This is a genomic window from Pseudomonas sp. GOM7 (genome assembly GCF_026723825.1).
In the GTDB taxonomy this organism is placed as follows: Bacteria; Pseudomonadota; Gammaproteobacteria; order Pseudomonadales; family Pseudomonadaceae; genus Aquipseudomonas.
The window spans coordinates 4,309,062-4,332,664 of the sequence record NZ_CP113519.1; the positions used below are offsets into that span (position 1 = coordinate 4,309,062).

At 63.4% G+C, this 23,603-nt stretch carries 24 protein-coding genes and 1 other RNA gene; 7 read left to right on the forward strand and 18 right to left on the reverse strand.

Annotation, left to right across the window (positions count from 1 at the left end):
- Nucleotides 1-2: 2 nt before the first annotated feature.
- From mraY to OU800_RS19095, 10 genes are all read right to left on the reverse strand, one after another.
- A complete protein-coding gene (gene mraY / locus OU800_RS19050; protein ID WP_268178914.1) occupies nucleotides 3-1,085 on the reverse strand; it encodes a phospho-N-acetylmuramoyl-pentapeptide-transferase in 1,083 nt (360 codons plus the stop codon).
- Nucleotides 1,086-2,456 (reverse strand): UDP-N-acetylmuramoyl-tripeptide--D-alanyl-D-alanine ligase, encoded by a 1,371-nt coding sequence (locus tag OU800_RS19055; protein WP_268178915.1) that lies wholly within the window; start codon nucleotides 2,454-2,456, stop codon nucleotides 1,086-1,088. It abuts the gene before it with no gap.
- Nucleotides 2,449-3,912 (reverse strand): UDP-N-acetylmuramoyl-L-alanyl-D-glutamate--2,6-diaminopimelate ligase, encoded by a 1,464-nt coding sequence (locus OU800_RS19060; protein ID WP_268178916.1) that lies wholly within the window; start codon nucleotides 3,910-3,912, stop codon nucleotides 2,449-2,451. The genes OU800_RS19055 and OU800_RS19060 overlap by 8 nt, the downstream gene beginning before the upstream one ends.
- The gene (locus tag OU800_RS19065) at nucleotides 3,912-5,639 is read right to left on the reverse strand and encodes a peptidoglycan D,D-transpeptidase FtsI family protein (protein WP_268178917.1); all 1,728 of its coding nucleotides are present in this window, start codon (nucleotides 5,637-5,639) and stop codon (nucleotides 3,912-3,914) included. Before OU800_RS19065 ends, OU800_RS19060 begins: the two co-directional genes overlap by 1 nt.
- Nucleotides 5,636-5,929 (reverse strand): cell division protein FtsL, encoded by a 294-nt coding sequence (gene ftsL / locus OU800_RS19070; RefSeq protein WP_268178918.1) that lies wholly within the window; start codon nucleotides 5,927-5,929, stop codon nucleotides 5,636-5,638. Before ftsL ends, OU800_RS19065 begins: the two co-directional genes overlap by 4 nt.
- Complete coding sequence (gene rsmH / locus OU800_RS19075) at nucleotides 5,926-6,870, reverse strand: 16S rRNA (cytosine(1402)-N(4))-methyltransferase RsmH (RefSeq protein WP_268178919.1); 945 nt, start codon at nucleotides 6,868-6,870, stop codon at nucleotides 5,926-5,928. The genes ftsL and rsmH overlap by 4 nt, the downstream gene beginning before the upstream one ends.
- A 2-nt stretch (nucleotides 6,871-6,872) precedes the next feature.
- Nucleotides 6,873-7,328 (reverse strand): division/cell wall cluster transcriptional repressor MraZ, encoded by a 456-nt coding sequence (gene mraZ, locus OU800_RS19080; RefSeq protein WP_268178920.1) that lies wholly within the window; start codon nucleotides 7,326-7,328, stop codon nucleotides 6,873-6,875.
- A gap of 308 nt (nucleotides 7,329-7,636) precedes the next feature.
- An RNA gene (gene rnpB, locus OU800_RS19085) (RNase P RNA component class A) lies at nucleotides 7,637-7,984 on the reverse strand.
- 105 nt (nucleotides 7,985-8,089) lie between these two features.
- Nucleotides 8,090-8,956 carry a 16S rRNA (cytidine(1402)-2'-O)-methyltransferase gene (gene rsmI, locus OU800_RS19090; protein ID WP_268178921.1) on the reverse strand — a complete coding sequence of 289 codons (867 nt, stop codon included), beginning with the start codon at nucleotides 8,954-8,956 and terminating at the stop codon, nucleotides 8,090-8,092.
- Between the two features lie 258 nt (nucleotides 8,957-9,214).
- The gene (locus tag OU800_RS19095; protein ID WP_268178922.1) at nucleotides 9,215-9,823 is read right to left on the reverse strand and encodes a TetR/AcrR family transcriptional regulator; all 609 of its coding nucleotides are present in this window, start codon (nucleotides 9,821-9,823) and stop codon (nucleotides 9,215-9,217) included.
- A gap of 115 nt (nucleotides 9,824-9,938) precedes the next feature.
- On the opposite strand from OU800_RS19095, the gene OU800_RS19100 reads away from it, so the two are divergent.
- The 6 genes from OU800_RS19100 (at nucleotide 9,939) to OU800_RS19125 (ending at nucleotide 16,414) form a co-directional block, all read left to right on the forward strand.
- Nucleotides 9,939-10,841, forward strand: coding sequence for a crotonase/enoyl-CoA hydratase family protein (locus tag OU800_RS19100; RefSeq protein ID WP_268178923.1), 903 nt, complete (start codon nucleotides 9,939-9,941; stop codon nucleotides 10,839-10,841).
- 143 nt (nucleotides 10,842-10,984) lie between these two features.
- A complete protein-coding gene (locus OU800_RS19105; protein ID WP_268178924.1) occupies nucleotides 10,985-12,805 on the forward strand; it encodes an AMP-binding protein in 1,821 nt (606 codons plus the stop codon).
- Between the two features lie 294 nt (nucleotides 12,806-13,099).
- On the forward strand, nucleotides 13,100-14,908 hold the full coding sequence (locus OU800_RS19110; protein WP_268178925.1) for a penicillin-binding protein activator: 1,809 nt from the start codon (nucleotides 13,100-13,102) through the stop codon (nucleotides 14,906-14,908).
- Entirely contained in the window at nucleotides 14,905-15,264 is a 360-nt protein-coding gene (locus tag OU800_RS19115; RefSeq protein ID WP_268178926.1) for a YraN family protein, read from the forward strand. The genes OU800_RS19110 and OU800_RS19115 overlap by 4 nt, the downstream gene beginning before the upstream one ends.
- 26 nt (nucleotides 15,265-15,290) lie before the next feature.
- Entirely contained in the window at nucleotides 15,291-15,884 is a 594-nt protein-coding gene (locus OU800_RS19120) for a phosphoheptose isomerase (RefSeq protein WP_268178927.1), read from the forward strand.
- On the forward strand, nucleotides 15,881-16,414 hold the full coding sequence (locus tag OU800_RS19125; RefSeq protein ID WP_268178928.1) for a BON domain-containing protein: 534 nt from the start codon (nucleotides 15,881-15,883) through the stop codon (nucleotides 16,412-16,414). The genes OU800_RS19120 and OU800_RS19125 overlap by 4 nt, the downstream gene beginning before the upstream one ends.
- A 153-nt stretch (nucleotides 16,415-16,567) precedes the next feature.
- Here the strand turns inward: OU800_RS19125 and OU800_RS19130 are convergent, their stop codons facing one another.
- The 7 genes from OU800_RS19130 to rplM all read right to left on the reverse strand — a co-directional run bounded on the left by OU800_RS19130 (nucleotide 16,568) and on the right by rplM (nucleotide 21,511).
- The gene (locus tag OU800_RS19130; protein ID WP_268178929.1) at nucleotides 16,568-16,984 is read right to left on the reverse strand and encodes a ClpXP protease specificity-enhancing factor; all 417 of its coding nucleotides are present in this window, start codon (nucleotides 16,982-16,984) and stop codon (nucleotides 16,568-16,570) included.
- A 19-nt stretch (nucleotides 16,985-17,003) separates the two neighbouring features.
- Nucleotides 17,004-17,621 carry a glutathione S-transferase N-terminal domain-containing protein gene (locus OU800_RS19135; RefSeq protein ID WP_268178930.1) on the reverse strand — a complete coding sequence of 206 codons (618 nt, stop codon included), beginning with the start codon at nucleotides 17,619-17,621 and terminating at the stop codon, nucleotides 17,004-17,006.
- 212 nt (nucleotides 17,622-17,833) lie between these two features.
- Nucleotides 17,834-18,616: a cytochrome c1 gene (locus tag OU800_RS19140; RefSeq protein WP_268178931.1), complete on the reverse strand. Its 783-nt coding sequence runs from the start codon at nucleotides 18,614-18,616 to the stop codon at nucleotides 17,834-17,836.
- On the reverse strand, nucleotides 18,616-19,827 hold the full coding sequence (locus tag OU800_RS19145) for a cytochrome b (RefSeq protein WP_268178932.1): 1,212 nt from the start codon (nucleotides 19,825-19,827) through the stop codon (nucleotides 18,616-18,618). The genes OU800_RS19140 and OU800_RS19145 overlap by 1 nt, the downstream gene beginning before the upstream one ends.
- On the reverse strand, nucleotides 19,827-20,420 hold the full coding sequence (gene petA / locus OU800_RS19150; RefSeq protein WP_268178933.1) for a ubiquinol-cytochrome c reductase iron-sulfur subunit: 594 nt from the start codon (nucleotides 20,418-20,420) through the stop codon (nucleotides 19,827-19,829). The genes OU800_RS19145 and petA overlap by 1 nt, the downstream gene beginning before the upstream one ends.
- 255 nt (nucleotides 20,421-20,675) lie before the next feature.
- Entirely contained in the window at nucleotides 20,676-21,068 is a 393-nt protein-coding gene (gene rpsI, locus OU800_RS19155; protein WP_013714129.1) for a 30S ribosomal protein S9, read from the reverse strand.
- A 14-nt stretch (nucleotides 21,069-21,082) separates the two neighbouring features.
- Entirely contained in the window at nucleotides 21,083-21,511 is a 429-nt protein-coding gene (gene rplM / locus OU800_RS19160) for a 50S ribosomal protein L13 (protein WP_268178934.1), read from the reverse strand.
- A gap of 281 nt (nucleotides 21,512-21,792) precedes the next feature.
- Here rplM and OU800_RS19165 point away from each other — a divergent pair, with 281 nt between their 5' ends.
- Nucleotides 21,793-22,830 (forward strand): NADP(H)-dependent aldo-keto reductase, encoded by a 1,038-nt coding sequence (locus OU800_RS19165; RefSeq protein ID WP_268178935.1) that lies wholly within the window; start codon nucleotides 21,793-21,795, stop codon nucleotides 22,828-22,830.
- Here OU800_RS19165 and nfi read toward each other — a convergent pair.
- Nucleotides 22,827-23,540 carry a deoxyribonuclease V gene (gene nfi, locus OU800_RS19170; RefSeq protein WP_268178936.1) on the reverse strand — a complete coding sequence of 238 codons (714 nt, stop codon included), beginning with the start codon at nucleotides 23,538-23,540 and terminating at the stop codon, nucleotides 22,827-22,829. The genes OU800_RS19165 and nfi overlap by 4 nt on opposite strands.
- Nucleotides 23,541-23,603 lie beyond the last annotated feature (63 nt).

The window sequence follows — 23,603 nt, forward strand, 5'->3', positions numbered from 1 at the left end:
AATTACCTCAGTTTCAGGGTGGCCAGGCCGATCAGCACGAGAATCACGGTGATGATCCAGAAACGGACGATCACACGTGGCTCGGGCCAGCCCTTGAGTTCGAAATGGTGATGGATCGGCGCCATGCGGAACACGCGCTTGCCGGTCAGCTTGAAGCTGGCGACCTGGATGATCACCGACAGGGTTTCCATGACGAAGACGCCGCCCATGATGAACAGCACGATTTCCTGACGCACGATCACGGCAATGGTGCCCAGTGCTGCACCCAGCGCCAGCGCGCCGACGTCGCCCATGAACACCTGCGCCGGATAGGTGTTGAACCACAGAAAGCCCAAGCCGGCCCCCACCAGCGCGGCGCAGAACACGATCAGCTCACCGGCACCCGGTACGTAGGGAATCAGCAGATACTGGGAGAAATTCACGTTACCCGACAGGTAGCAGAAGATGCCCAGGGCACCACCGACCATCACCGTGGGCAGGATGGCCAGACCGTCGAGGCCATCGGTGAGGTTCACCGCGTTGCTCGAGCCGACGATGACGAAGTAGGTCAGGACCACGAAGCCGATGCCCAGCGGGATGCTCACGTCTTTCAGCAGCGGCAGGATCAGGGTGGTTTCCACCGGGCTCTGCGCAGTCATATAAAGGAAGGCAGCAGCGCTCAGGCCAAATACCGACTGCCAGAAATATTTCCAGCGGCTCGGCAGGCCACGCGAGTTCTTCTCGATCACCTTGCGGTAGTCGTCGACCCAGCCGATGGCGCCGAACGCCAGGGTCACGGCCAGCACCACCCAGACGTAGCGGTTGGACAGGTCGGCCCAGAGCAGGGTGCTGACGGCAATGGCAGTGAGAATCAGCGCCCCGCCCATGGTCGGCGTGCCCTTCTTCGACAGGTGCGATTGCGGGCCATCGTTGCGCACGGCCTGGCCGATCTGGCGCACCTGCAGGGTGCGGATCATCCAAGGGCCAAGCCACAGCGAAAGCGCCAGGGCGGTGAGCACGCCGAGGATGCCGCGCAGGGTCAGGTACTGAAAGACCGAGAAGCCCTTGTGGAACTGTTGCAGGTACTCCGCCAGCAGCAGCAGCATTTATTGATTCTCCCCAGCTACGTCGCACAGCGCCGCCACTACTTTTTCCATGGCAGCGCTGCGAGATCCCTTGATTAGTAATGTGCTGCCGGCCTGCTCGGCGCGAAGCGCTTCGATCAGCTCGGCCTGGTCGGCGAAGTGGCGGCCTGCGGCGCCAAATGCCTCGACTGCGTGACGCATCAGTGGGCCAACCGCATACAGCGCGTCGACCTTGCCCACGGCATGGCGGCCGACATCGCGATGGCCCTGTTCGGCCCACTCGCCCAGCTCGCCCATGTCCCCCAGCACCAGAACGGTGCGCCCGGAAAAGCCGGCGAGTATGTCCACCGCCGCGCACATCGACACCGGGTTGGCGTTGTAACTGTCGTCGATCACCCGCACACCGCTCGGCGCCAGTTGCGCGACGGCGCGGCCCTTGACCGGCTGCAAACCCTGCAGACCTTCAACCATCGCCGTCAGCGGCATGCCCAGGGCATGGGCTGCGGCGCAGGCGGCCAGGGCGTTGGCGACGTTGTGCTCACCCAGCAGATTGAGCTGGATACGCGCGCTGCCAGCCGGGCTGCGCAAGGTGAAACCCTGGCAGCCGCGCTCGTCACGGGCCAGATCGACGCCGTGGAAATCGGCGCGGCTGTCGTGCAGGGCGAAACTCAGCACCTGGTGCCCAGCGACACGGCGTTGCCAGATGGCGAAAGCCTTGTCATCGAGATTGAGCACAGCCACGCCCTGTTCGGAAAGCCCATCGAGAATCTCGCCCTTGGCTTCGACTATCTTCTCCGGCCCACCGAACTCGCCGACATGGGCATTGCCGGCATTGGTGAGGATGGCCACCTGCGGCCGGGTCAGGCTGACGGTGTAGGCGATCTCGCCGACATGGTTGGCGCCCAGTTCGATCACCCCGGCGCGATGCTCAGGCGCCAGCTCCAGCAGAGTCAGCGGTGCACCGAGGTCGTTGTTGAGGTTGCCACGGGTGGCCAGCACGGCGCCGCCCAGGCCAGCACGCAAGATGGCGGCGAGCATTTCCTTGACGCTGGTCTTGCCGCTGGAGCCGGTGACGGCGGCCAGCGGGCCGGTGAAGGCCTGGCGATTCAAGGCACCGAGCTGGCCGAGGGCCAGGCGGGTATCGGCAACAACCAATTGCGGCAACGCCACGCCTGCGACCTCGCGCTCGACCAGCGCGGCAACGGCGCCCTTGGCGGCTACGTCGGCGAGGTAATCGTGACCGTCGAAACGCGGCCCGGTGAGCGCCACGAACAGTTGCCCGGCAGCGATGGTACGGCTGTCGGTGCCGACGGCGGAAAAGGCCACATCGGCACCGACCAGGCGCGCACTGAGGTCGGCGGCGACGTCGCTGAGCAGCCAGGATTTAAGCATGAGCAGCCTCCCAGGCCGCCAGGGCCTTGTTCGCTTCGATCAGATCGGAGAACGGCTGACGCACGCCCATGATTTCCTGGTAGTCCTCATGCCCCTTGCCCGCCAGCACCAGCACGTCGCTGGCTTCAGCCTGGGCGACCAGACGGGCAATGGCATCGCCACGGCCGTGAATGAACTGCACCTTGTCCGGCGCACCGAAGCCGGCACGGATGTCCGCGATGATCTGCGCCGGATCCTCGCTGCGCGGGTTGTCATCGGTCACCCACACCCCATCGGCCAAGCGTTCGGCCACCGCCGCCATCAGCGGGCGCTTGCCGCGATCACGGTCGCCGCCGCAGCCGAACAGGCAGAGCAGACGGCCTTCGACATGCGGGCGCATGGCTTCGAGTACTTTTTCCAGGGCATCCGGGGTGTGCGCGTAATCCACCACCAGCAGCGGCTTGTCGCCGCCACCGAGGCGCTGCATGCGGCCAGCCGGCCCCTGCAATTGCGGCAGCACCTTGAGAATTTCGTCGAGGGGGTAATCCATGCCCAGCAGTGCGCCGACCACGGCCAGCAGGTTGCTCAGGTTGAAGCGGCCGAGCAGATTGCTGCGCAGCACGCCCTCGCCACGCGGCGTGACCAGGTGGGCACGTACGCCGTGATCATCGAACTGCGCATCGCGGCAATAAAGGAAGGCGCTGGCATCGCTGAGGCTATAGCCGATCAGGCGTGACTCGTGCGTTTGCGCGGCGAGCTCACAACCAAAGGCGTCATCGAGGTTGATCACTCGACAATGCAGGTTCGGCCAGGCGAACAGCTTGGCCTTGGCTGCGCCATAGGCCTGCATGCTGCCGTGGTAATCGAGGTGATCGCGCGACAGGTTGGTGAACACCGCCACGTCGAACTCCAGCGCCGCGACGCGGCCCTGATCCAGACCATGGGAGGAAACCTCCATCGCCACGGCGCGTGCGCCGGCCTGCTTGAGCGAGGCCAGGGTGGCCTGCACCCCGACCGGATCGGGGGTGGTGTGCTTGCCCTGCTCCAGCGCGCCATGGAAACCGGTGCCCAGGGTACCGACGATGCCACAACGCTGACCGAGCAGATCCAGTGCCTGCGCCAGCAACTGGCTGACGCTGGTCTTGCCGTTGGTACCCGTAACACCGATCAGATGCAAAGCGCGGCTCGGCTCACCGTAGAAGCGCCCGGCGATGGCCGAGAGCTGGCCAGCCAGGCCCTTGACCGGCACCAGCACGGCACTATCGGCATGCATGGGCGCAGCCCCTTCGGCCTCGAAGGCCACCGCAGCGGCACCGCGGGCGATAGCATCGGCGATATGCACACGACCATCCTGCTGGGTGCCGGGCACAGCCAGGAACAGATCGCCCGGGCGCACCTTGCGGCTGTCCAGAGTCAGCTCACGCACCAGCACACTGCTCTCGGCAACAGGCAACAATTGATTGAGCGGCATGGGCATCAGTTGCGCCCTCCCTGACTAGCTGCGGCCACTTTCTGCTCGTCCGACGGCAGGTTATCCGGAGCGATGTTCATCAGACGCAGGGAACCAGCCATGACCTTGCTGAATACCGGCGCCGAAATCAGACCACCGAAGTAGGCGCCCTTGCCCGGCTCGTCGATCACCACCACCAGGGCGATGCGCGGATCCTGCGCCGGGGCGAAACCAGCGAACAGCGAGCGGTAGGCGTTCTCACGATATCCTCGGGTGCCGACGCTGCTCTTGCGCGCAGTACCACTCTTGCCGGCCACGTGATAACCCGGCACCTGAGCACGGAACACGCCGCGCGGCGCCTCGATCACCTGCTGCAGCATGCCTTGCAGGGTGGTCGCGACATCCTTGGGCACCACCTGCATCGAGCTCGGCTTGCCATCCATGCGAATCATCGACAGCGGCACCATGGCGCCGCCATTGGCCAGGGTCGCGTAGGCATGAGCCAGTTGCACCGCAGTAACCGACAGGCCATAGCCGTAGGACAGCGTGGCCGTTTCCGCCTCGCGCCACTTGCGATGGTTGGGCAGGTTGCCAACTCGCTCACCAGGGAAGCCCAGGCCGGTATCACGGCCGAAGCCCAGCTTGCTCATGGTGTCGTAGATGCGCTCACCGCCGACATCGAAGGCCACCTTGCTCATGCCGACGTTACTGGAGTTGATCAGGATGCCGGTCAGATCCAGCGCCGGCCCTTCGGTGCGGGATACGTCACGGATGGTGTAACGACCGATGCGCAGCGTGCCGTTGCCGACCTGCACCACATCGCTGGGCTTCCAGCGCCCGGTTTCCAGGGCTGCAGCCATCGACAGCGGCTTCATGGTGGAGCCCGGCTCGAACACATCGATCATGGCGCGGTTGCGCATCGCCGCCGGCGTCAGGCTGCGACGGTTGTTGGGGTTGTAGGTGGGATGGTTGACCATCGCCAGCACTTCGCCAGTCTTCACGTCGACCATCACCAGGCTGCCGGCCTTGGCGTCGTTCTCCAGCAGCGCGTTACGCAGTTCGCGATGGGCCAGATACTGCAGGCGCAGGTCGATGGACAGCGCCAGGGACTTGCCGGCCTTGGCGTTCTGCGCCACCTGCACATCTTTGATCAGCTTGCCGCGACGATCCTTGAGCACCTGGCGCTTGCCCGGCACGCCGGCCAGCCAGTCTTCGTAGGCCAGCTCCATGCCTTCGCGGCCACGGTCGTCGATGTCGGTGAAGCCGACGACATGGGCGGCCACTTCGCCTGCCGGATAGAAACGGCGGAACTCTTCGATGGAATAGACGCCCGGCACTTTGAGATCGAGCACGCGCTGACCGTTCTCCGGGGTCAGACCACGCACCAGGTACATGAACTCGCGTTCCTTGTTCTGCTCCAGGCGCTCGGCGAAGCTGGCCGGATCCTGACCCAGCGCGGCAGCCAGCACCGGCCATTTGTCGCGCGCGCTCTGCAGCTCCTTGCCATTGGCCCAGAGGGTGATGACCGGTGTGCTGACCGCCAGCGGCTCGCCGTTGCGGTCGGTGATCAGGCCGCGGTGCGCCGGAATCGGAATGTGTCGCACGCTGCGCGCATCGCCATGGGCCTTGAGGAAGTCATGGTCGAGCACCTGCAGATCGAGCATGCGCCAGGCGATGGCGCCCACCATCAAGGCGAGCAGCGCCAGCACCAGGCGGAAACGCCAGGGATAGAGCGCGCCTTCGAGACCGATCATGGCTGCACCATGCGCACGGCGGCGGGATCGGGAATGTGCATCTTGAGCTGCTCGCTGGCCAGCGTCTCGATGCGGTTGTGCGCCGTCCAGGTGCTCTGCTCGAGAATCAGGCGCCCCCATTCGGCCTGCGCCTTGTCACGCACGCTCAGCTCGCCATAAAGGTCATTGAGCAACTGGCGACTCCAGTGGGCGCTGTAGGACACGGCCACCGCCGATACCAGAATGGCGAGAAACAGCGCCAGCAACAGCAGGCTGCCGCCGGGCATGGACTTGCCGAAACGCCGGCTCATCGCAGCTTCTCCGCGATGCGCATGACTGCGCTACGCGAACGCGGGTTGGCCTTGAGTTCGGCCTCGCTGGCGAATACCGGCTTGCCGATCAGCTTCAGGCGTGGCTCGAAGGCCTTGGGGATGATCGGCAGATCACGCGGCAGCTTGTCCGCCTCGCCTTTGGCCTGACGCTTCATGAACTGCTTGACGATGCGGTCTTCCAGGGAATGGAAGCTGATCACCACCAGGCGGCCACCGATTTCCAGGGCGTCCAGCGCCGCATCGAGGCCGCGCTCGAGATCGCCCAGCTCGTTGTTGACGTGAATGCGAATGCCCTGGAAGGCGCGGGTTGCCGGGTTCTTGCCTTTCTCCCAGGCTGGGTTGGCATCGGTCAGCACCTTGGCCAGATCGGCGGTGCGTGTGAACGGCTGTTCGGCACGGCGCTGCACCACGGCGCGGGCCATGCGCTTGGCGAAACGCTCCTCGCCGTACTCCTTGAGCACGCGGGCGATTTCGTCCTCGTCGGCGCTGGCGATCCAGTCGGCAGCACTGACCCCGACCTGCGGATTCATGCGCATGTCCAGCGGGCCGTCATTGAGGAAGCTGAAGCCACGCTCAGGGTCATCCAGTTGCGGCGAGGAAACCCCCAGATCCAACAGAATGCCCGAGATAGAGCCGGCCAGCCCACGGACAGCAACTTCCTCGGCAAGTTCCGCAAAACTGCGCTGTACAACGACAAAGCGGCCGTCATCGGCCGCCAATGCTTTCCCGGTGGCTATTGCCAGGGGATCCTTGTCGAACCCCAGCAGCCGTCCTCCCGGGCCAAGCTTGTGCAAGATGAGCCGGCTGTGCCCTCCACGACCGAAGGTGCCATCGATGTAGCAGCCATCGGCGCGCACCGCCAGCCCCTCGACGGCTTCGTCGAGCAGCACGGTGATATGGCGGAGGTCGCTATCGGTCATGGTCACAGGATCAGGTCACGGAGGTCATCGGAAAGAGCACCTGGTTCCTTGATGGCAGCCAGGTCGGCTTCAGCTACGGCATTCCAGGCATCTTCATCCCAGAGTTGAAACTTGTTCAGCTGGCCAACGAGCATCGCTCGCTTGTCCAGCTTGGCGTAGCCGCGCAAGCGCGGCGGAACGAGAAAACGGCCACTGCCGTCGAGTTCGAGGTCGACGGCATTACCGATCAGCAGACGTTGCAGGCGGCGGTTCTCTTCACGAAAGGAAGCCAGCTCACGCAGCTTGCTCTCGATCAGTTCCCATTCGGGCAGGGGATAGACGCAAAGACAGGGATCGACGGCATCGATGGTCACGATGAGCTGCCCAGCACAACGCGCAACGAGCTCATCGCGATACCGACTCGGCATCGCAAGGCGCCCCTTGGCGTCAAGACTGATGGCGTTAGCTCCGCGAAACACGGCTGCGCTTCCCCTGTAATTAGCTTCCCATGCCCATAAATACCCACTTCGTACCACTTTTCACCACTCGCGCACACTATAGGAACGCAGCCGCCCCACAGTCAAGGCGCGCCAGAACGGAAAAATCCTTACAGGACGGAGATTTAGCGAATAAAAGCGAGGAAGAAAGCGATGCCAGAACAGGCAAGACTGTACAAAATCCAGCCAATCCATAGAGCTGAATTTCAAACTTAAAGTAATTTGTTAAGAGTAAGATTTTTTCGGTATCAAACCGACGAGAACTAGAAGCGCATCACAAAGGAAGGAGGGAGGAGAGTCGATCTGTAAGCCGGGTTCTGTCGAGGACAGCCATTCCTCTACGGCGTACATCACTGCACGCCTTTAGCAACCTACCCGGTTCCAGCGCGGGCCACGCCGATGGAACCCTATTTGGTCTTGCTCCGAGTGGGGTTTACCTAGCCACGGACTGTTGCCAGCCGTGCGGTGCGCTCTTACCGCACCTTTTCACCCTTACCGGCACTTGCGTGCTTAGGCGGTTGTTTTCTGTGGCACTTTCCGTAGGCTCGCGCCTCCCAGGCGTTACCTGGCACTCTGCCCTATGGAGCCCGGACTTTCCTCCCCCTTCTTGCGAAGGCAGCGACTGTCCGATCGACTCTCCGCTGCCAAGGGTAACAAAGCCGCAAGCCGCAAGCCACAAGCTTCAAGTGGAACGCGTGCCGACCTCTGCTCTTTCTTGCAGCTTGAAGCTTGCCGCTTGTGGCTTAATTCTGGCGCTCCAGCGCCACCTGATAGAGCAGGTTCTTGCGCACACCGGTGATCTGCGCAGCCAGCGCGGCGGCGCGCTTGAGCGGCATCTCCGCCAGGAGCAGGTCAAGCACGCGCAGAGCTTCTGCGCTGACTGTTTCTTCACCTTCCGGCGCCTGCCAGCCGGCCACCAGCACCACGCACTCGCCGCGCTGTTGATTGCTGTCAGCAGCCACCCAGGCGCACAGCTCATCCAATGGCAGCCCCTTGAGCGTCTCGAAGGTCTTGGTCAGCTCACGCGCCAACAAGGCCGGGCGCTCACCACCGAACACCGCGCGCATGTCTTCCAGGCATTCGAGGATACGGTGCGGCGCTTCGTAGAAGATCAGCGTGCGCGGCTCCTCGCGCACCTGCTCCAGGCGCGCGCGACGCCCCGCCGCCTTGGCCGGCAGAAAGCCCTCGAAGATGAAGCGATCCGAAGGCAGCCCCGCCGCCGACAGCGCGGCGATCAGCGCACAGGCGCCGGGCACCGGCACTACCGGCATACCCGCGGCGCGTACCTGGCGCACCAGGTGGTAACCCGGATCAGAGATCAGCGGTGTGCCGGCATCGGAAATCAATGCGACATCCTCGCCGGCCTGCAACCTGGCGAGGAAACGCCCCCCCTGCTCACGCTCGTTGTGCTCATGACAGGCCGCCAGCGGCGTCTGAATGCCGAAGTGCTGCAGCAATCGCGCCGAATGACGGGTGTCTTCGGCGGCGATCAGCGCCACCTCGCGCAGGATCCGCAATGCCCGCGCGCTGATATCGTCGAGATTGCCAATGGGCGTGGCGACCACATAGAGGGTGCCGGGCTGGGCACTGGTAATGGCGCTCTGACTCATGGGGCCTGCAGCCCCGCTAACTGATACATGTCTTTCTCCGCTATGAAGCCGCAGCTTACCTGATCCAGGCGTCCGGCCTCGTTCATCAGGGCGACAGCTTGCCTGCCAATCCAGGCGATTGCGACCCGACCACTGCCTATTATGCGCGCTCATTCATGGCAAACGAGCCTGGGCTCATCGAGGCCTGCATGCGAGCACCGAGCGTGGCCTCGTAGCAAGCGGCCTCATTCTCTCCTGACGCGGCCATACCGGCAGTCATCATGACTGTGCCGGCGTCTGGAGCAACGCTTCGACCGCCCAGATCCATTGGCCGATCAGTCTCTGGTCGTGCTCAGGATGGCTGACCAGGACGCTCGAGAGAGACAAGCCGCGCAGGAAAGCGATGCTCAAGGCCTTGACTGCCGCGTAGTTGGGATTGTCAACAATGGCCGAGAACAGGCTGTCGACCACTCGCTCGCGCTCGATTCGGGCATCGCGCTCCGCGCTTCTGACTGCGGCCTGCAGATCAGGGTCGGTTCTGGCCGCTCCCCAGAGCTCCAGCTCCGCCAGATAGGCGGGCTGCACGCTCATGCTGGCCAGGGTGCGGACGGCCCGCTCCACAGGATTCTCGATATGGCTCATGGCCGACTCTGCCCGGCGCACCGCCTCGTCGTTGCGCCGCACCAGTTCGGCGATGGTGGCCGACAGCAACGCTGCATGGGTCGGGAAGTGGTGCAACAACGCACCACGACTGGCTCCGCAGCGGCGCTGCACTTCCAGCGTGGTGGTGCGCGCAACGCCGCATTCGATCAATGAAGCGACCGCCGCATCCAGAAATCGCTGGCGCGTGGCCTGTGCCTTGGTAGTGAGGGGTGTGGTGTTCTGCATGAAGACTCATCAAAGAAGTGAATGAGACAAACAGTCAGCATTGACTGTTTGCCGGCGGACTCCTACAGTCAATTCTGACTGTTCCATCCCCGAACGAACAACACTGGAGCCTCCGATGCCCGTCTTCACTACCGTCACCATCGAGCAAGACCCGCAGTCGCCCCGCGTAGCCCGCCTCCTGCTCAACCGCCCCGAACGCCTGAACGCGATCACCGAGCAGACGCCCGGCGATATCCGGGCGGCGGTGGAATGGGCGGAGGCCAAAGAGGAGGTTCATGTCATCATCGTCGAAGGCGCCGGCAAGGGTTTCTGTGGCGGCTATGACCTGAGCGACTACGCCGAACAGCTCACCGACCACCCGTGCCAGCAGGAAGGTCATCCGTGGGATCCGATGGTCGATTACGCCGCCATGAAGCGAAACACCGAAGATTTCATGAGCCTGTGGCGCTGCAGCAAGCCGACCATCGCCAAGGTTCATGGCCATGCGGTGGCCGGCGGCAGCGATATCGCGCTGTGCTGCGACCTGCTGGTGATGGCCGAGGATGCCAGGATCGGTTACATGCCCACCCGTGTCTGGGGCTGCCCGACAACCGCGATGTGGACGTACCGCCTCGGCTTCGCCCAGGCCAAGCAACTGATGTTCACTGGCGATGTGATCGATGGCAGGCAAGCGGCGCAATGGGGGCTGGCCAACGAGGTGGTGCCATACAGCGAGCTGGAATCAGCCACCATGGCCCTGGCCAATCGCATCGCCGGAGTGCCCAAGTCCCACCTGGCGATGCACAAGCTGGTGGTGAACCAGGTGATGCTGAACATGGGAATCGAACAGAGCCAGATGATGGCCACCCTGTTCGACGGTATCACCCGCCACAACCCGGAGGGCCTCTGGTTCCGCCGCTACGCCCAGGCCGAAGGCTTCAAGGCTGCCGTCGAATGGCGCGATAGCGGCCGACCGATTCCCGAGCGCGACGAAGCCCGTGAACGCATCCGCGAACTCGACCAGCGCCGGGGCCAATAACCCGGTAATTGGCCTGCCCGCCCTGAGCGATGCCGTACCCCGGCAGGTTCGACCACTCCACGCAGCGCTGCGGGCTGACCAAGGCTCGCTCGCAGCCTGCCTGCACGGCCCGCAGCGCGCCTTGCGCAACGAAGGAGACTTCTGTGTCAACGACCCTCCCGAACACCAGCGTCTGCCTGCAACAGCGCATGCAGTCGTGCCCTACTCCCTTCGACCTGCTTGCCTGCTCGGCGGCGCAGCATCCCCATCACCCAGCTCTCGAGTACCTGTGTGTCGACGGCATGGGAGCCGGCGCAACGCTCGACTATGCTGCACTGCTTGCCGAGGTTCGGGCGGTCGCCCAGGCGCTGGCGGCACGCGGCATCCAGCGCCACGATTGCGTGGCGATCCTGCTGCCCTTCGTGCCCCAGGCGGTAACGGCCCTGATTGCCGCCACCTGCTTAGCCGTCGCGTTCCCGGTCAACCTGTTGCTGTCGGCAGAGGCTCTGCGCAGTCAATTGGCACTCTCGGGTTGTCGTGTGGTGATCAGCATGGGGCCGCATCCGGCGCTGGATGTGTGGGAGCGCCTGCAGATGGCCCTCGACGGCATGCGCAACCCGCCTGAGGTCATTGCAGTCTCCGTTGGCGGCGGCAGCGGCACGGCGCAACCCTGGGATGAACTGCTCGCACCATCGACAGCGCCCCTGCCGGCCAACGACCCCGAGCGCGTGGGGTTGCTGATTCATACCGGCGGCACGACAGGCCTGCCGAAGCTGGCCCGGCTCTCCCTGCGCAACATCGCCTCAGCCTCGCTCATGGCTGCTTCAGGCCTGGGCCTGGGCGCTAGCGAGAGGTTGCTCAGTGGCCTGCCGCTGTTTCACGTCGGCGGCGCCATCGACGCGCTGCTCGCCACCTTGTCGACAGGTGCGACCCTGGTATTCCCCTCGCTGCTCGGCATGCGCAGCCGCAAGGTCATCGATGACATATGGAAGATCGTGGATGCCCAGCGCATCACCTTGCTCGCCGGAGTGCCCACGACCCTCGCAGCCATCGCCGAAACCTCAACCGAAGGGGCCGATCTCCATGAGCTGAGGGCGCTCATGACAGGCGGCTCACCTTTACCCCAGGAGCTTTTCCTGCGTCTGCAGGAAAAGACCGGCAAGCCGGTTTGCCAGCTTTACGGCATGACCGAATCCAGCGGCATCGCAACGGCGCAACGCACCGATGGCAGTCCCGTTTCACACAGCACGGGCAAGCCCGTGCCGAACGTCGAGATCTGTCTGGGGAGCCCCGACAGCGGTTTTCACCCAGGGGCCAGAGGGGAAATCCTGGTGCGTGGCCCCAATGTGTTCAAAGGCTATCTGACCGCCGAAGGGATCATGGGGGATCCCAACGGGAGTTGGCTGTACTCGGGGGATCTGGGCGAAGTCACAGCGGCAGGTGAACTGCGAGTGGTAGGCCGCGCCAAGGACGTGATCATACGCAGCGGCCATAACATCGACCCGCAGATGATCGAGGACGCCGCCCTGGCGCATCCGGGTGTGCTACAGGCAGCCGCCGTCGGCATGCCGGATGACTATGCCGGTGAAGTGCCAGTGCTGTACCTCGTGCCCCGAGCAGAGGCTGCGCTCGCGCTGGATGAGCTGATGACCTTCATCGCTGCCCGGATCGCAGAACCGCCTGCGCGCCCCCGCCATGTGTTCATGCTCGATGAACTCCCCCTGACCCCGTTCGCCAAGGTGGCAAGATTTCGCCTGCGCCAATTGGCCGTGGAATATCGCGCGAACGAGATCATCGCAGGCCTGGCGGCAGGTATTGGCGTTAGCTGCGACGACCCGGCAGCGAAAGAGATTCAGCTCTATGGCGGCTCGAGCATCGCACCGCAACGACTTGAGGAGATCAGGCGGGCACTGGCCAGGTTCGACCTTCGGATAAAGGCCTGCGACAAGGGCTGCGCGGGAGGCGATGAACCGAGAGAGCGCTGAGGGCAAGGCTCTGCGCTCGAAACACCCATGGCGCCCGGCGCCATCGGCGAACCACCCTGCTTCCTCGATGGCTTCGGCATATACGATCGGATAGCCGCCAGCACCTTCGGCACGCAAGGCCTCGGCCATTCGCAGGTCGCACATCAGGGCGCGTCCAGCCCGCCCGCGACCGCGAAACAACTCGTTGCTTGAATGGGTGCTCATTCTGATGGCTTGCACACCCAGCGACATCGCGCCGATCTCAGCCCTTGGGTACAATCGCCGCTCGTTTTGCTCAAGTATCAGGATGACCCGATGATCGCTAGCCTGCGCCCTCTCTCAGCACTCTTCCTAGCGGGCTTGCTCGCCGCCTGCGCCAGCTCGCCCTCCAACAACCTGGGCCAGCTACCGCGTACGCCACAAGCCAGCATCGAGCAGATGCTGCAACAGGCTGCCGAGAGCAAGCCGGAACAAGCCGCCCTGCTGCGTCTGTCGGCTGCCGACCAGGCCTACCAGCAGAAAGACATCGCGCGTGCCTCGCGCATTCTCGAGCAACTCGACCTCAATGGCCTGCAACCGGCGCAGCAGATCTTCGCCAGCACCCTGAGCGCCGAGCTGGCCATGGCCCGCAAGCAGCCCAAGAGCGCCCTGCAGGCCCTGCAGCACCCCAGCCTGGAGCGTCTGGCAGAACTGCCGGTGGAGCAGCAGGTGCGCACGCAACTGGTTCGCGCCCGTGCCCTGGAGGCCGACGGCCAGATACTGGCCGCAGCCCGCGAGCGCGTGTTCATCGCGCCGCTGCTGAGCGGCCAGGTCGCCAGTGATAACCAGGAGAAAATCTGGGAACTGGTTTCCAGCCTGCCCCCGCAGACCAGTGCCGGTACCGACAACGACCTGGCCGGCTGGCTGGAGCTGGCCCGCCTGATCAAGGAAACGCCGACCCTGGAGCAACAGCAGGCCGCCATCGACGACTGGGTGGCGAAAAACCCGCAACACCCGGCCGCCGAGCAATTGCCGCAAGCCCTGGTCAAGCTGCGTGAGCTGGCCAGCCAGCCGCTGACTCGCGTCGCCCTGCTGCTGCCACAGGAAGGTCAGTTGGCCGGCGTCGCCCGCGCCCTGCGTGACGGCTTCCTGGCTGCGCACTTCCAGGCCGAGCAAGCCGGGCAGAACCCACCGCAGATCAAGCTGTACGACAGCTCGCGCATCGGTTCGCTGGACGCCTTCTACCAACAGGCGCAGGCCGATGGCGTGCAACTGGTGGTCGGCCCGCTGGAGAAGCCGCTGGTCAAGCAGCTCAGTGAACGCGAGAAGCTGCCGATCACCACCCTGGCGCTCAACTACAGCGATGCCGGTCAGGAAGGCCCGGCGCAACTGTTCCAGTTCGGCCTGGCCGCCGAGGACGAAGCCCGTGAGGTTTCCCGCCGCGCCTGGGCCGATGGCATGCGCCGCGCCGTGGCCCTGGTGCCGCGTGGCGAATGGGGCGACCGCGTGCTGGATGCCTTCCGCCAGAGCTGGCAGGCCCAGGGCGGCACCCTGATCGCCGCCGAGCACGTCGACCAACCCGTCGAGCTGGCCCGGCAGATCGCCGACCTGTTCCAATTGCGTGAAAGCGAAGCCCGCGCCCGTCGCCTGCAGAATACCCTCGGCACCAGCCTCGACGCGCAGCCGGCACGGCGCCAGGACATCGACTTCATCTTCCTTGCTGCCACTCCGCAGCAGGCCCAGCAGATCAAGCCCACACTGGCCTTCCAGTACGCCGGCGACGTGCCGGTGTACGCCACCTCGCACCTGTTCACCGGCGCCCACAGCCAGGCGCAGTACCAGGATCTGGAGGGTATCCGCTTCTGTGAAACGCCCTGGCTGCTGGATGCGCAGGACCCGCTGCGTCAGCAGGTCGCCGAACAGTGGCCGCAAGCCGGTGGCAGCCTGGGCCGCCTGTACGCCATGGGCGTCGATGCTTACCGCCTGGCACCGCGCCTGGGCCAGCTCAAGGCCCTGCCGGAATCCCGCGTCGACGGCCTCTCCGGCACCCTCAGCCTGAGTGCCACGCAACGCATCGAGCGTCAGTTGCCCTGGGCCGAGTTCCACGACGGTCAGGTGCAACGCCTGCCCGACAGCCTCAATTGAGCGCCCATAACGAGCTGGGTCGAGCCGCCGAACAGGCGGCTCGGCAGCATCTGGAACGTAATGGCCTGCGCCTGATCGAACAGAACTGGAGCTGTCGCTGTGGCGAGCTCGATCTGGTCATGCTCGATGGCGATACAGTAGTATTCGTCGAAGTCCGCGCCCGTCGTCACAGCGCCTGGGGCGGCGCCCTGGAAAGCATCGATGCCCGCAAACGCAACAAGCTGATCAGCGCGGCCGAACTGTTTCTCCAGCAACACGTTCGCTGGACTCGCCACCCCTGCCGCTTCGACGTGGTCGCCATCAGCACTGGCGATACCGCGCACCTCGACTGGATCAAGAACGCCTTCGACGCCTGACGGCCGCACACTCAAGGTTTTAACCGATGGACATGCAATCGCGAATCCGCCAACTCTTCCAAGCCAGCATCGACACCAAGCAGCAGGCCATGGACGTTCTGGTGCCTTACATCGAACATGCCAGCCTGATCATGGTTCAGGCGCTGCTCAACGAAGGCAAGATTCTTTCCTGCGGCAACGGCGGCTCGGCCGGCGATGCCCAGCACTTCTCCTCCGAGCTGCTCAACCGCTTCGAGCGTGAGCGCCCCAGCCTGCCGGCCATCGCCTTGACCACCGACAGCTCGACCATCACCTCGATCGCCAACGACTACAGCTACAACGAGGTGTTTTCCAAACAGATTCGTGCACTGGGCCAGCCCGGAGACGTTCTGCTGGCCATTTCCACCAGCGGCAACTCAGCGAATGTCATCCAGGCCATCCAAGCTGCCCATGATCGCGAGATGACCGTCGTGGCCCTGACCGGCCGCGACGGTGGCGGCATGGCCTCGCTGCTGCTGCCGGAAGACGTGGAAATCCGCGTACCGGCGAAAGTCACTGCACGAATCCAGGAGGTTCACCTGCTGGCCATCCATTGCCTCTGCGACCTGATCGACAGTCAATTATTCGGGAGTGAAGAATGAAGCGTTCCGCAGTTATCCTCGCCACCCTGGCCGTTGTCCTGACCCTGGCCGGCTGTGGCAGCCGCAGCATCGGCAACAAGATCGACGACCAGTTCCTCGGCCCCGACGTGGCCACCAGCATCAGCAACGCCAACCCCGACCTGAGCAGCCCCACCTCGCGCATCGTGGTCACCGCCTACAACGGCGTGATCCTGCTGGCCGGGCAGACGCCGCGCGCCGAGCTCAAGGATCTCGCCGCGCAGCGTGCACGCAGCGTGCAGGGCGTGAAGAAGGTCTATAACGAACTGCAGGTGCAACAGCCCGCCTCGCTGCTGGCACGCAGCAACGACTCGCTGCTGACCACCCGCATCAAGGCGCAGATGCTGACCGACAGCAGCGTCCCCAGTGCCGACATCAAGGTGATCACCGAGAACGGCATCGTCTACCTGATGGGCGTGGTCAACCGCGCCGAAGCCAACGCCGCCACCAACGTGGTACAGGGCGTCTCCGGGGTGCAGAAGGTGGTGCGACTGTTCGAGTACACCAACTGATAGCTACAAGCTGCAAGCCTCAAGCTGCAAGCAAGAGCAAGAGCAAGAGCAAGAGCAAGAGCAAGAGCAAGAGCAAGAGCAAGAGCAAGAGCAAGAGCAAAAACAACGGGCGCCTAAGGGCGCCCGTTTTACTTGCAGCTTGAAGCTTGCCGCTTATTTGACCACTTTCAGGCTCGGCCGCCCGCTCGGGCGTGGCGGTTCGCCGCCATCATCCGGGCCATCGTCTTCCGGGCCCTGCTCCTCGGCCTGAGGCGCGGTATGTGGCTCGGCATCGAAGACCATGCCCTGGCCGTTCTCCCGCGCATAGATCGCCAGGATCGCCTGGGACGGCAGGTAGAGGCTGTGCGCCACACCACCGAAACGCCCCTCGAAGCTCACCGCCTGGTTGTCCATGTGCAGGTCGCGCACCGCAGTGGGCGATGCATTGAGCACGATCTGCCCATCATTGGCGAAACCTGGCGGCACACGCACGCCGGGGTATTCGGCATTGACCAGCAGGTGCGGGGTACAGTCGTTATCGACGATCCATTCGTACAGGGCACGGATCAGGTAGGGACGACTGGAATTCATGGTGTCTCCTCCTCGCGCGTCAGCGCATGTCTCGTTCGACGCTGGAAAGGCTGGCCCGGAAGCTTTCACGGGCGAACTGGCGCTCCATGTAGTCGAGCAACGGCTTGGCCGGCCGTGGCAGTTCGATGCCCAGCACGGGCAAGCGCCACAGTATCGGTAACAGGCAGCAATCGACCAGGCTCAGTTCTTCACTGAGAAAGAAAGGTTTGTCGGCGAACAGCGCCGATACACCGGTCAGACTCTCGCGTAGCTCCTTGCGCGCCAGGGCCTTGTCGGCCTCCTTGCTGCGCGCATCGAGAATCCGGTCGACCAGCGAACACCAGTCGCGCTGGATGCGATGCATGAGCAGACGGCTGTTGGCCCGCGCCACCGGATAGACGGGCAACAGTGGCGGGTGTGGATAACGCTCGTCCAGATACTCCATCACCACGGAGGATTCGTACAGCGCCAGATCACGATCGACCAGAGTGGGCACGGTGCCGTAGGGGTTGGCTTCGGCCAGCTTGGGCGGGCAACGCCCGGACTCGACCTCGATGATCTCGACGCTGACGCCCTTCTCGGCGAGCACCAGACGCACCCGATGACAATAATGGTCGGCGGGGTCGGAGTAGCAGGTCAACCTATTGGTCACCGCCATGGCGATCCTCCTCGCTTTTATATTCCAGAAACACGAAAAATGATCAGAAGCGGTTTTGCCATCGCCCGCCACGGCAAGCGATGAGAGACGCAAACGCTTCGAGCAACTCCTGACTCGCAGGCACTTGCCATGCTAGGCAGCACCAGGATCCTCAAGCACAAAAACCTGCGCGCCCATCAGGGCGCGCAGGTTTCGGGCAGAGTCGCAACGACTTAGTGAACGTCCTTCCAGTACTCGCGCTTGAGCAGGTAGGCGAACACGAAGAAGAACGCCAGGTACAGCAGCACGTAGGTGCCGATGCGCTGGGACTTCAGCTTGACCGGGTTGGCCGAGTAGGCCAGGAAGGTCACCAGGTTCTTGATCTTGTCGTCGAACTCGGCCTCGCTCAGGGTGCCGGTGTTGGGCTCGACGACGAGTTGATCGCAGGCCTCATGGGTGATCGGCGTGCCGGTCAGCGGGTCGAACTGCTTCTTGCCGTCGGTGACCACCTGAACCTGCTTGCAACCGATGACCTGGTTGCCCTGCAGACCAGCCAGCACGTTGGGCATGCCCACGTTCGGGAATACCGTGTTGTTGACGCCCAGCGGACGGGTCGGGTCGGCGTAGAAGCTGCGCAGGTAGGTGTACAGCCAGTCGTTGCCACGTACACGAGCCACCAGGGTCAGGTCGGGCGGAGCGGCACCGAACCAGACCTTGGCATCTTCCGGATGCATGCCGTTCTTCATATGGTCGCCGATCTTGGCGCCGGTGAAGACCAGGTTTTTCATCATCACTTCTTCGGGGATGCCAAGATCCTTGGCAACCCGCTCGTAACGCTGAAACTTGGCCGAGTGGCAACCCATGCAGTAGTTGGCGAAGGTACGTGCGCCGTCCTGCATGGCAGCCTTGTCGGTCAGGTCGATATCGACCTTGTCCAGATGCACATCCTCACCACCAGCAGCGAACGCCAGAACAGGCATCGCAGCGAATACAAATGCAGCAAATAGCTTTTTCATCAGCCAGTCACCCTTTCCGGAACCGGTTTGGTCTTCTCCATCCTGGTGTAGAACGGCATCAGGATGAAGTACGCGAAGTACAGGACGGTGCACACCTGCGACAGCAGGGTACGGCCCGGAGTCGGAGCCAGCACACCCAGTACGCCGAGGATGACGAAGGAGACGCAGAAGATCAGCAGCCAGATCTTGCTCAGCCAGCCCTTGTAGCGCATCGACTTGACCGGGCTACGATCCAGCCAGGGCAGGACGAACAGCACGGCAATGGCCGCGCCCATGGCGATGACGCCGAGCAACTTGTCCGGCACCGCGCGCAGAATCGCGTAGAACGGGGTGAAGTACCAGACCGGGGCGATGTGAGCCGGGGTCTTGAACGGGTTGGCCTGCTCGAAGTTCGGCTTCTCGAGGAAGTAACCGCCCATCTCCGGGAAGAAGAACACCACGGCGCAGAACACGAAGAGGAAGACCACGACACCGACGATGTCCTTCACGGTGTAGTACGGATGGAACGCGATGCCATCGAGGGGCACGCCGTTCTCGTCCTTCTTCTTCTTGATGTCGACGCCGTCCGGGTTGTTCGAGCCGACTTCATGTAGCGCCAGGATGTGCAGCACCACCAGGCCGAGCAGGACGATCGGCAGTGCGATCACGTGCAGGGCGAAGAAGCGGTTCAGGGTGATGCCGGAGATCAGATAGTCACCACGGATCCACTGGGTCAGGTCGTCGCCGATGACCGGGATGGCACCGAACAGCGAGATGATCACCTGGGCACCCCAGTAGGACATCTGGCCCCAGGGCAGCAGGTAACCCATGAAGGCTTCGGCCATCAGGCACAGGTAGATCAGCATGCCGAAGATCCACACCAGCTCGCGCGGCTTCTGGTAGGAGCCGTAGAGCAGACCGCGGAACATATGCAGGTAGACAACCACGAAGAACGCCGAAGCGCCGGTGGAGTGCAGATAGCGGATGATCCAGCCGTACTCGACATCACGCATGATGTATTCGACGGAGGCGAAGGCCTCTTCGGCGGACGGGGTGAAGCTCATGGTCAGCCAGATGCCGGTGAGGATCTGGTTGACCAGCACCAGCAGTGCCAGGGAGCCGAAGAAGTAGAAGAAGTTGAAGTTCTTCGGTGCGTAGTATTTGGAGAGATGGTCTTCCCACATCTTGGTGGCGGGGAAGCGCGCATCCACCCATTCCATGAATTTGCTCATCAGGCCTTCTCCTGGTCCACACCGATGACGATGACGTCATCCGTCTCGTAGCTATACGGCGGCACCGGCAGGTTCAACGGCGCCGGCTGGGCCTTGTAGACGCGCCCGGCGAGGTCGTAACGGGAACCGTGACACGGGCAGAAGTAACCACCCACCCAGTCAGGCCCCAGATCGGCGGGCGCCACTTCCGGACGGAAGGACGGCGAGCAGCCCAGGTGGGTGCACAGGCCAACCAGCACCAGCAGCTCGGGCTTGATCGAACGGGTCTTCTTGTCGACGTAGGGGGGCTGTACGGAAGCCTCGGAGTCCGGATCGGCCACGCGATCTTCGATCTTGTTCAGGTTGTTCAGAATCTCCTCGGTACGGCGCACGATGAACACCGGCTGACCGCGCCACTCAGCAACCATCTGCTGACCCGCCTCGATCTTGGCGACGTTCACCTTCACCGGTGCCCCGGCCGCCTTGGCCTTGGCACTGGGGAACCATGACCCCACGAACGGAGTCGCAGCACCTACCGCCCCTGCAGCGCCCACCACGGAGGTGGCCGCTACCAGGAAGCGACGCCGGCCTGCATTCACGCCGTCATTGCTCATTCAGTCGTCTCCCATCAGCTTTGTGGCCTGTTGTTCAGGCCTCTACTAAGTAAAAATCGGGCCGCGCAAAAAATTCGCCAAATGGTAAAGAAAACCCCCTTTTCTGACAAGGTAATTACCTAGCACAAGGCCAGCGAAAGCCTTGTCGGGCGCGGCCTGCGCATATGCGGCACGTTGTCGCAGGATTTTTCCAGCCCCATAAAAAACGCCCAGCTCCGTAAGGAAACTGGGCGCTTCTGACAAGCGTAGTCGCGATTAACGCTTGGAGTACTGCGGACGCTTACGCGCTTTGCGCAGACCGACCTTCTTACGCTCGACCTCACGGGCGTCACGAGTGACGTAACCGGCTTTACGCAACGGGCTGCGCAGGGTCTCGTCGTACTCGATCAGAGCGCGGGTGATACCGTGACGGATCGCACCAGCCTGACCACTGACACCACCACCGGCGACGGTGACGAAGATGTCGAACTTCTCGACGGTCTCGGTCAGCTCCAGCGGCTGACGCACGACCATGCGAGCGGTCTCACGGCCGAAGAAGGTATCCAGGCTGCGGTTGTTGATGGAGATGTTGCCAGTACCCGGACGCAGGAAAACGCGTGCGGTTGCGGTCTTGCGACGGCCAGTGCCGTAGTTTTGAGTCGCCGACATAGTGAACTATTCCGTTAAATCTTCAGTTCTTGGGGCTGCTGAGCGGTATGCGGGTGAGCGGCACCCTTGTACACCTTCAGCTTGCGGTACATGTCGCGACCCAGCGGGTTCTTCGGCAGCATGCCTTTGACCGCGGTCTCGATCACACGCTCAGGGGCACGAGCGATCAACTTCTCGAAGTTGATCTCTTTGATGCCGCCCGGGAAACCGGAGTGGGAGTAGTACTTCTTGTCGCTCGCCTTGGCACCGGTTACACGAACCTGCTCGGCGTTGATCACGACGATGTAGTCGCCGGTGTCAACGTGCGGGGTGTACTCGGGCTTGTGCTTGCCGCGCAGACGGCTGGCGATTTCGGTGGCCAGACGACCCAGGGTCTGACCTGCAGCGTCGACGACGTACCAGTCGCGCTTAACAGTTTCCGGTTTTGCAGTAAAAGTCTTCATTCGCTATAGCCTCAGGGGCCGCCCTGAAAATAAGACGGCGGATCTTACTGAATAGTGCTTGCTTTGACAAGTCAAAGACAGCCGGAAACAGACGCTATCGGGGGCTCGGGTCAGCGCGTCCGCCACGGCAGGGGGTTCGGTGGGCTAGGCATCCCCACCTTCTCTGTCGGCGAGCTAGGCGTTCCCGCGTCGAGAGCCGCGGAATTATGCCGATTGCAGCGAAAATAGCAACCTGCTTTGATGGATCCTTTTTTCCATGAGCAAAAAACGAGGAGATCGCCATGCAATACCGTCAGCTCGGCCGCACCGACCTCAAGGTCAGCGCCATCTGCCTGGGCACCATGACCTGGGGTGAGCAGAACAGCGAAGCCGAGGGCCATGCTCAGATCGAACGCGCCAAGGCCTGCGGCATCAACTTCATCGATACCGCCGAGATGTACCCGGTACCGCCTCGCGCCGAAACCTACAGCAAGACCGAGCAGATCATCGGCAGCTATTTCAAGCAACGCGGTGACCGCGTCGATTGGATCCTGGCCAGCAAGATCGCCGGCCCCGGCAACGGCATCACGCACATTCGCGACGGCCAGCTCAAATTCAATCGCCAGCACATAGTGGCAGCGCTGGACGCCAGCCTGAAACGCTTGCAGACCGACTGGATCGACCTCTACCAGTTGCATTGGCCAGAGCGCCCCACCAACTTCTTCGGCCAACTCGGCTACACGCACCGGGACGCCGACTTCACCCCGCTGGAAGAAACCCTGGAAGTGCTCGACGAGCAGATTAAGGCAGGCAAGATCCGCCATATCGGCCTGTCCAACGAAACGCCCTGGGGCACCATGAAGTTCCTGCAACTGGCCGAGAGCCGTGGCTGGCCGCGTGCGGTGTCGATCCAGAACCCCTACAACCTGCTCAATCGCAGCTTCGAGGTGGGTCTGGCGGAAGTGGCGATTCGCGAACAGTGCGGCTTGCTGGCCTATTCACCGCTAGCCTTCGGCATGCTCAGTGGCAAGTACGAAGGCGGCGCCCGCCCCGCCGGTGCACGCATCAGCCTGTTCAGCCGCTTCGCCCGCTACACCAACCCGCAGGCGGAGGCGGCCTGCTCGCGCTACGTGGCCCTGGCCCGCGAGCATGGGCTGGACCCGGCGCAGATGGCGCTGGCCTTCGTCACCGCGCAACCCTTCGTCACCAGCAACATTATCGGCGCCACCAGCCTGGAGCAACTGGACAGCAACCTGGCCAGCGCCGAGCTGAAGCTATCCGAGGAAGTGCTGGCCGGCATCGAAGCGATTCACAAGGAGCAACCCAACCCGGCTCCCTAAAGAAGTGAAGGCTGATCGCTGCTGGCATCGCGTCGCGACGCCAGGCGATCGGCCAGGCGGGTCGGTTCGGGCAGGCGATGACGTCTGACACAGGCCATCACCAGCTCAGGCGCACGCTCGAGGCTGACCCGATTACCCGGCGAGACGATCAGCGGCCGTACACGATCCTTGCTGCGCAACACCCAGCCGATTCGCTCGCCCCTCCTGCTCAGCAGCTCGACGCATGCACCCTGCGTCTCATCCAGCTCGGCGTGATGCCCCGTAAGAATCTTCTTGGCCACGCCAATGGTCGGCAAGCCGCTGACCACACCCAGGTGCGCAGCGATGCCCAGGCCGCGCGGGTGGGCGACGCCATGGCCGTCGACGAAGATCAGATCCGGCTCCTGCGACAAGCCGGCCAATGCCTGCAGCAAGGCCGGCAGCTCACGAAAGGATAACAGCCCAGGCACGTAGGGCATGCGAGTGGGGATACGCGCCACGCATTCGGCCAGCGGTTCCAGCGTTGTGGCGTCGAGCAGTACCGCCGCCGCGCGGGTGATGGCACCGCCCTCCTCGAAGCCGACATCAACGCCCGCCAGGCGCCGCAGCGGCGGATAATCGTCCTCCAGCCGCACTTGCTGGGCCAGGCGCGCCTGCAGTTCACGGGCAGCCGCCGGGCTGCCGTCCCAGCCCGCGAAGGGGGACGCTGCCAGTTCACTCAATCGGGTCATGAGGTTCTCCAGGCCTTTATGCCTTGGAGCCCTGCGCCGATGGCCGAGTTCGCCACGTGACGT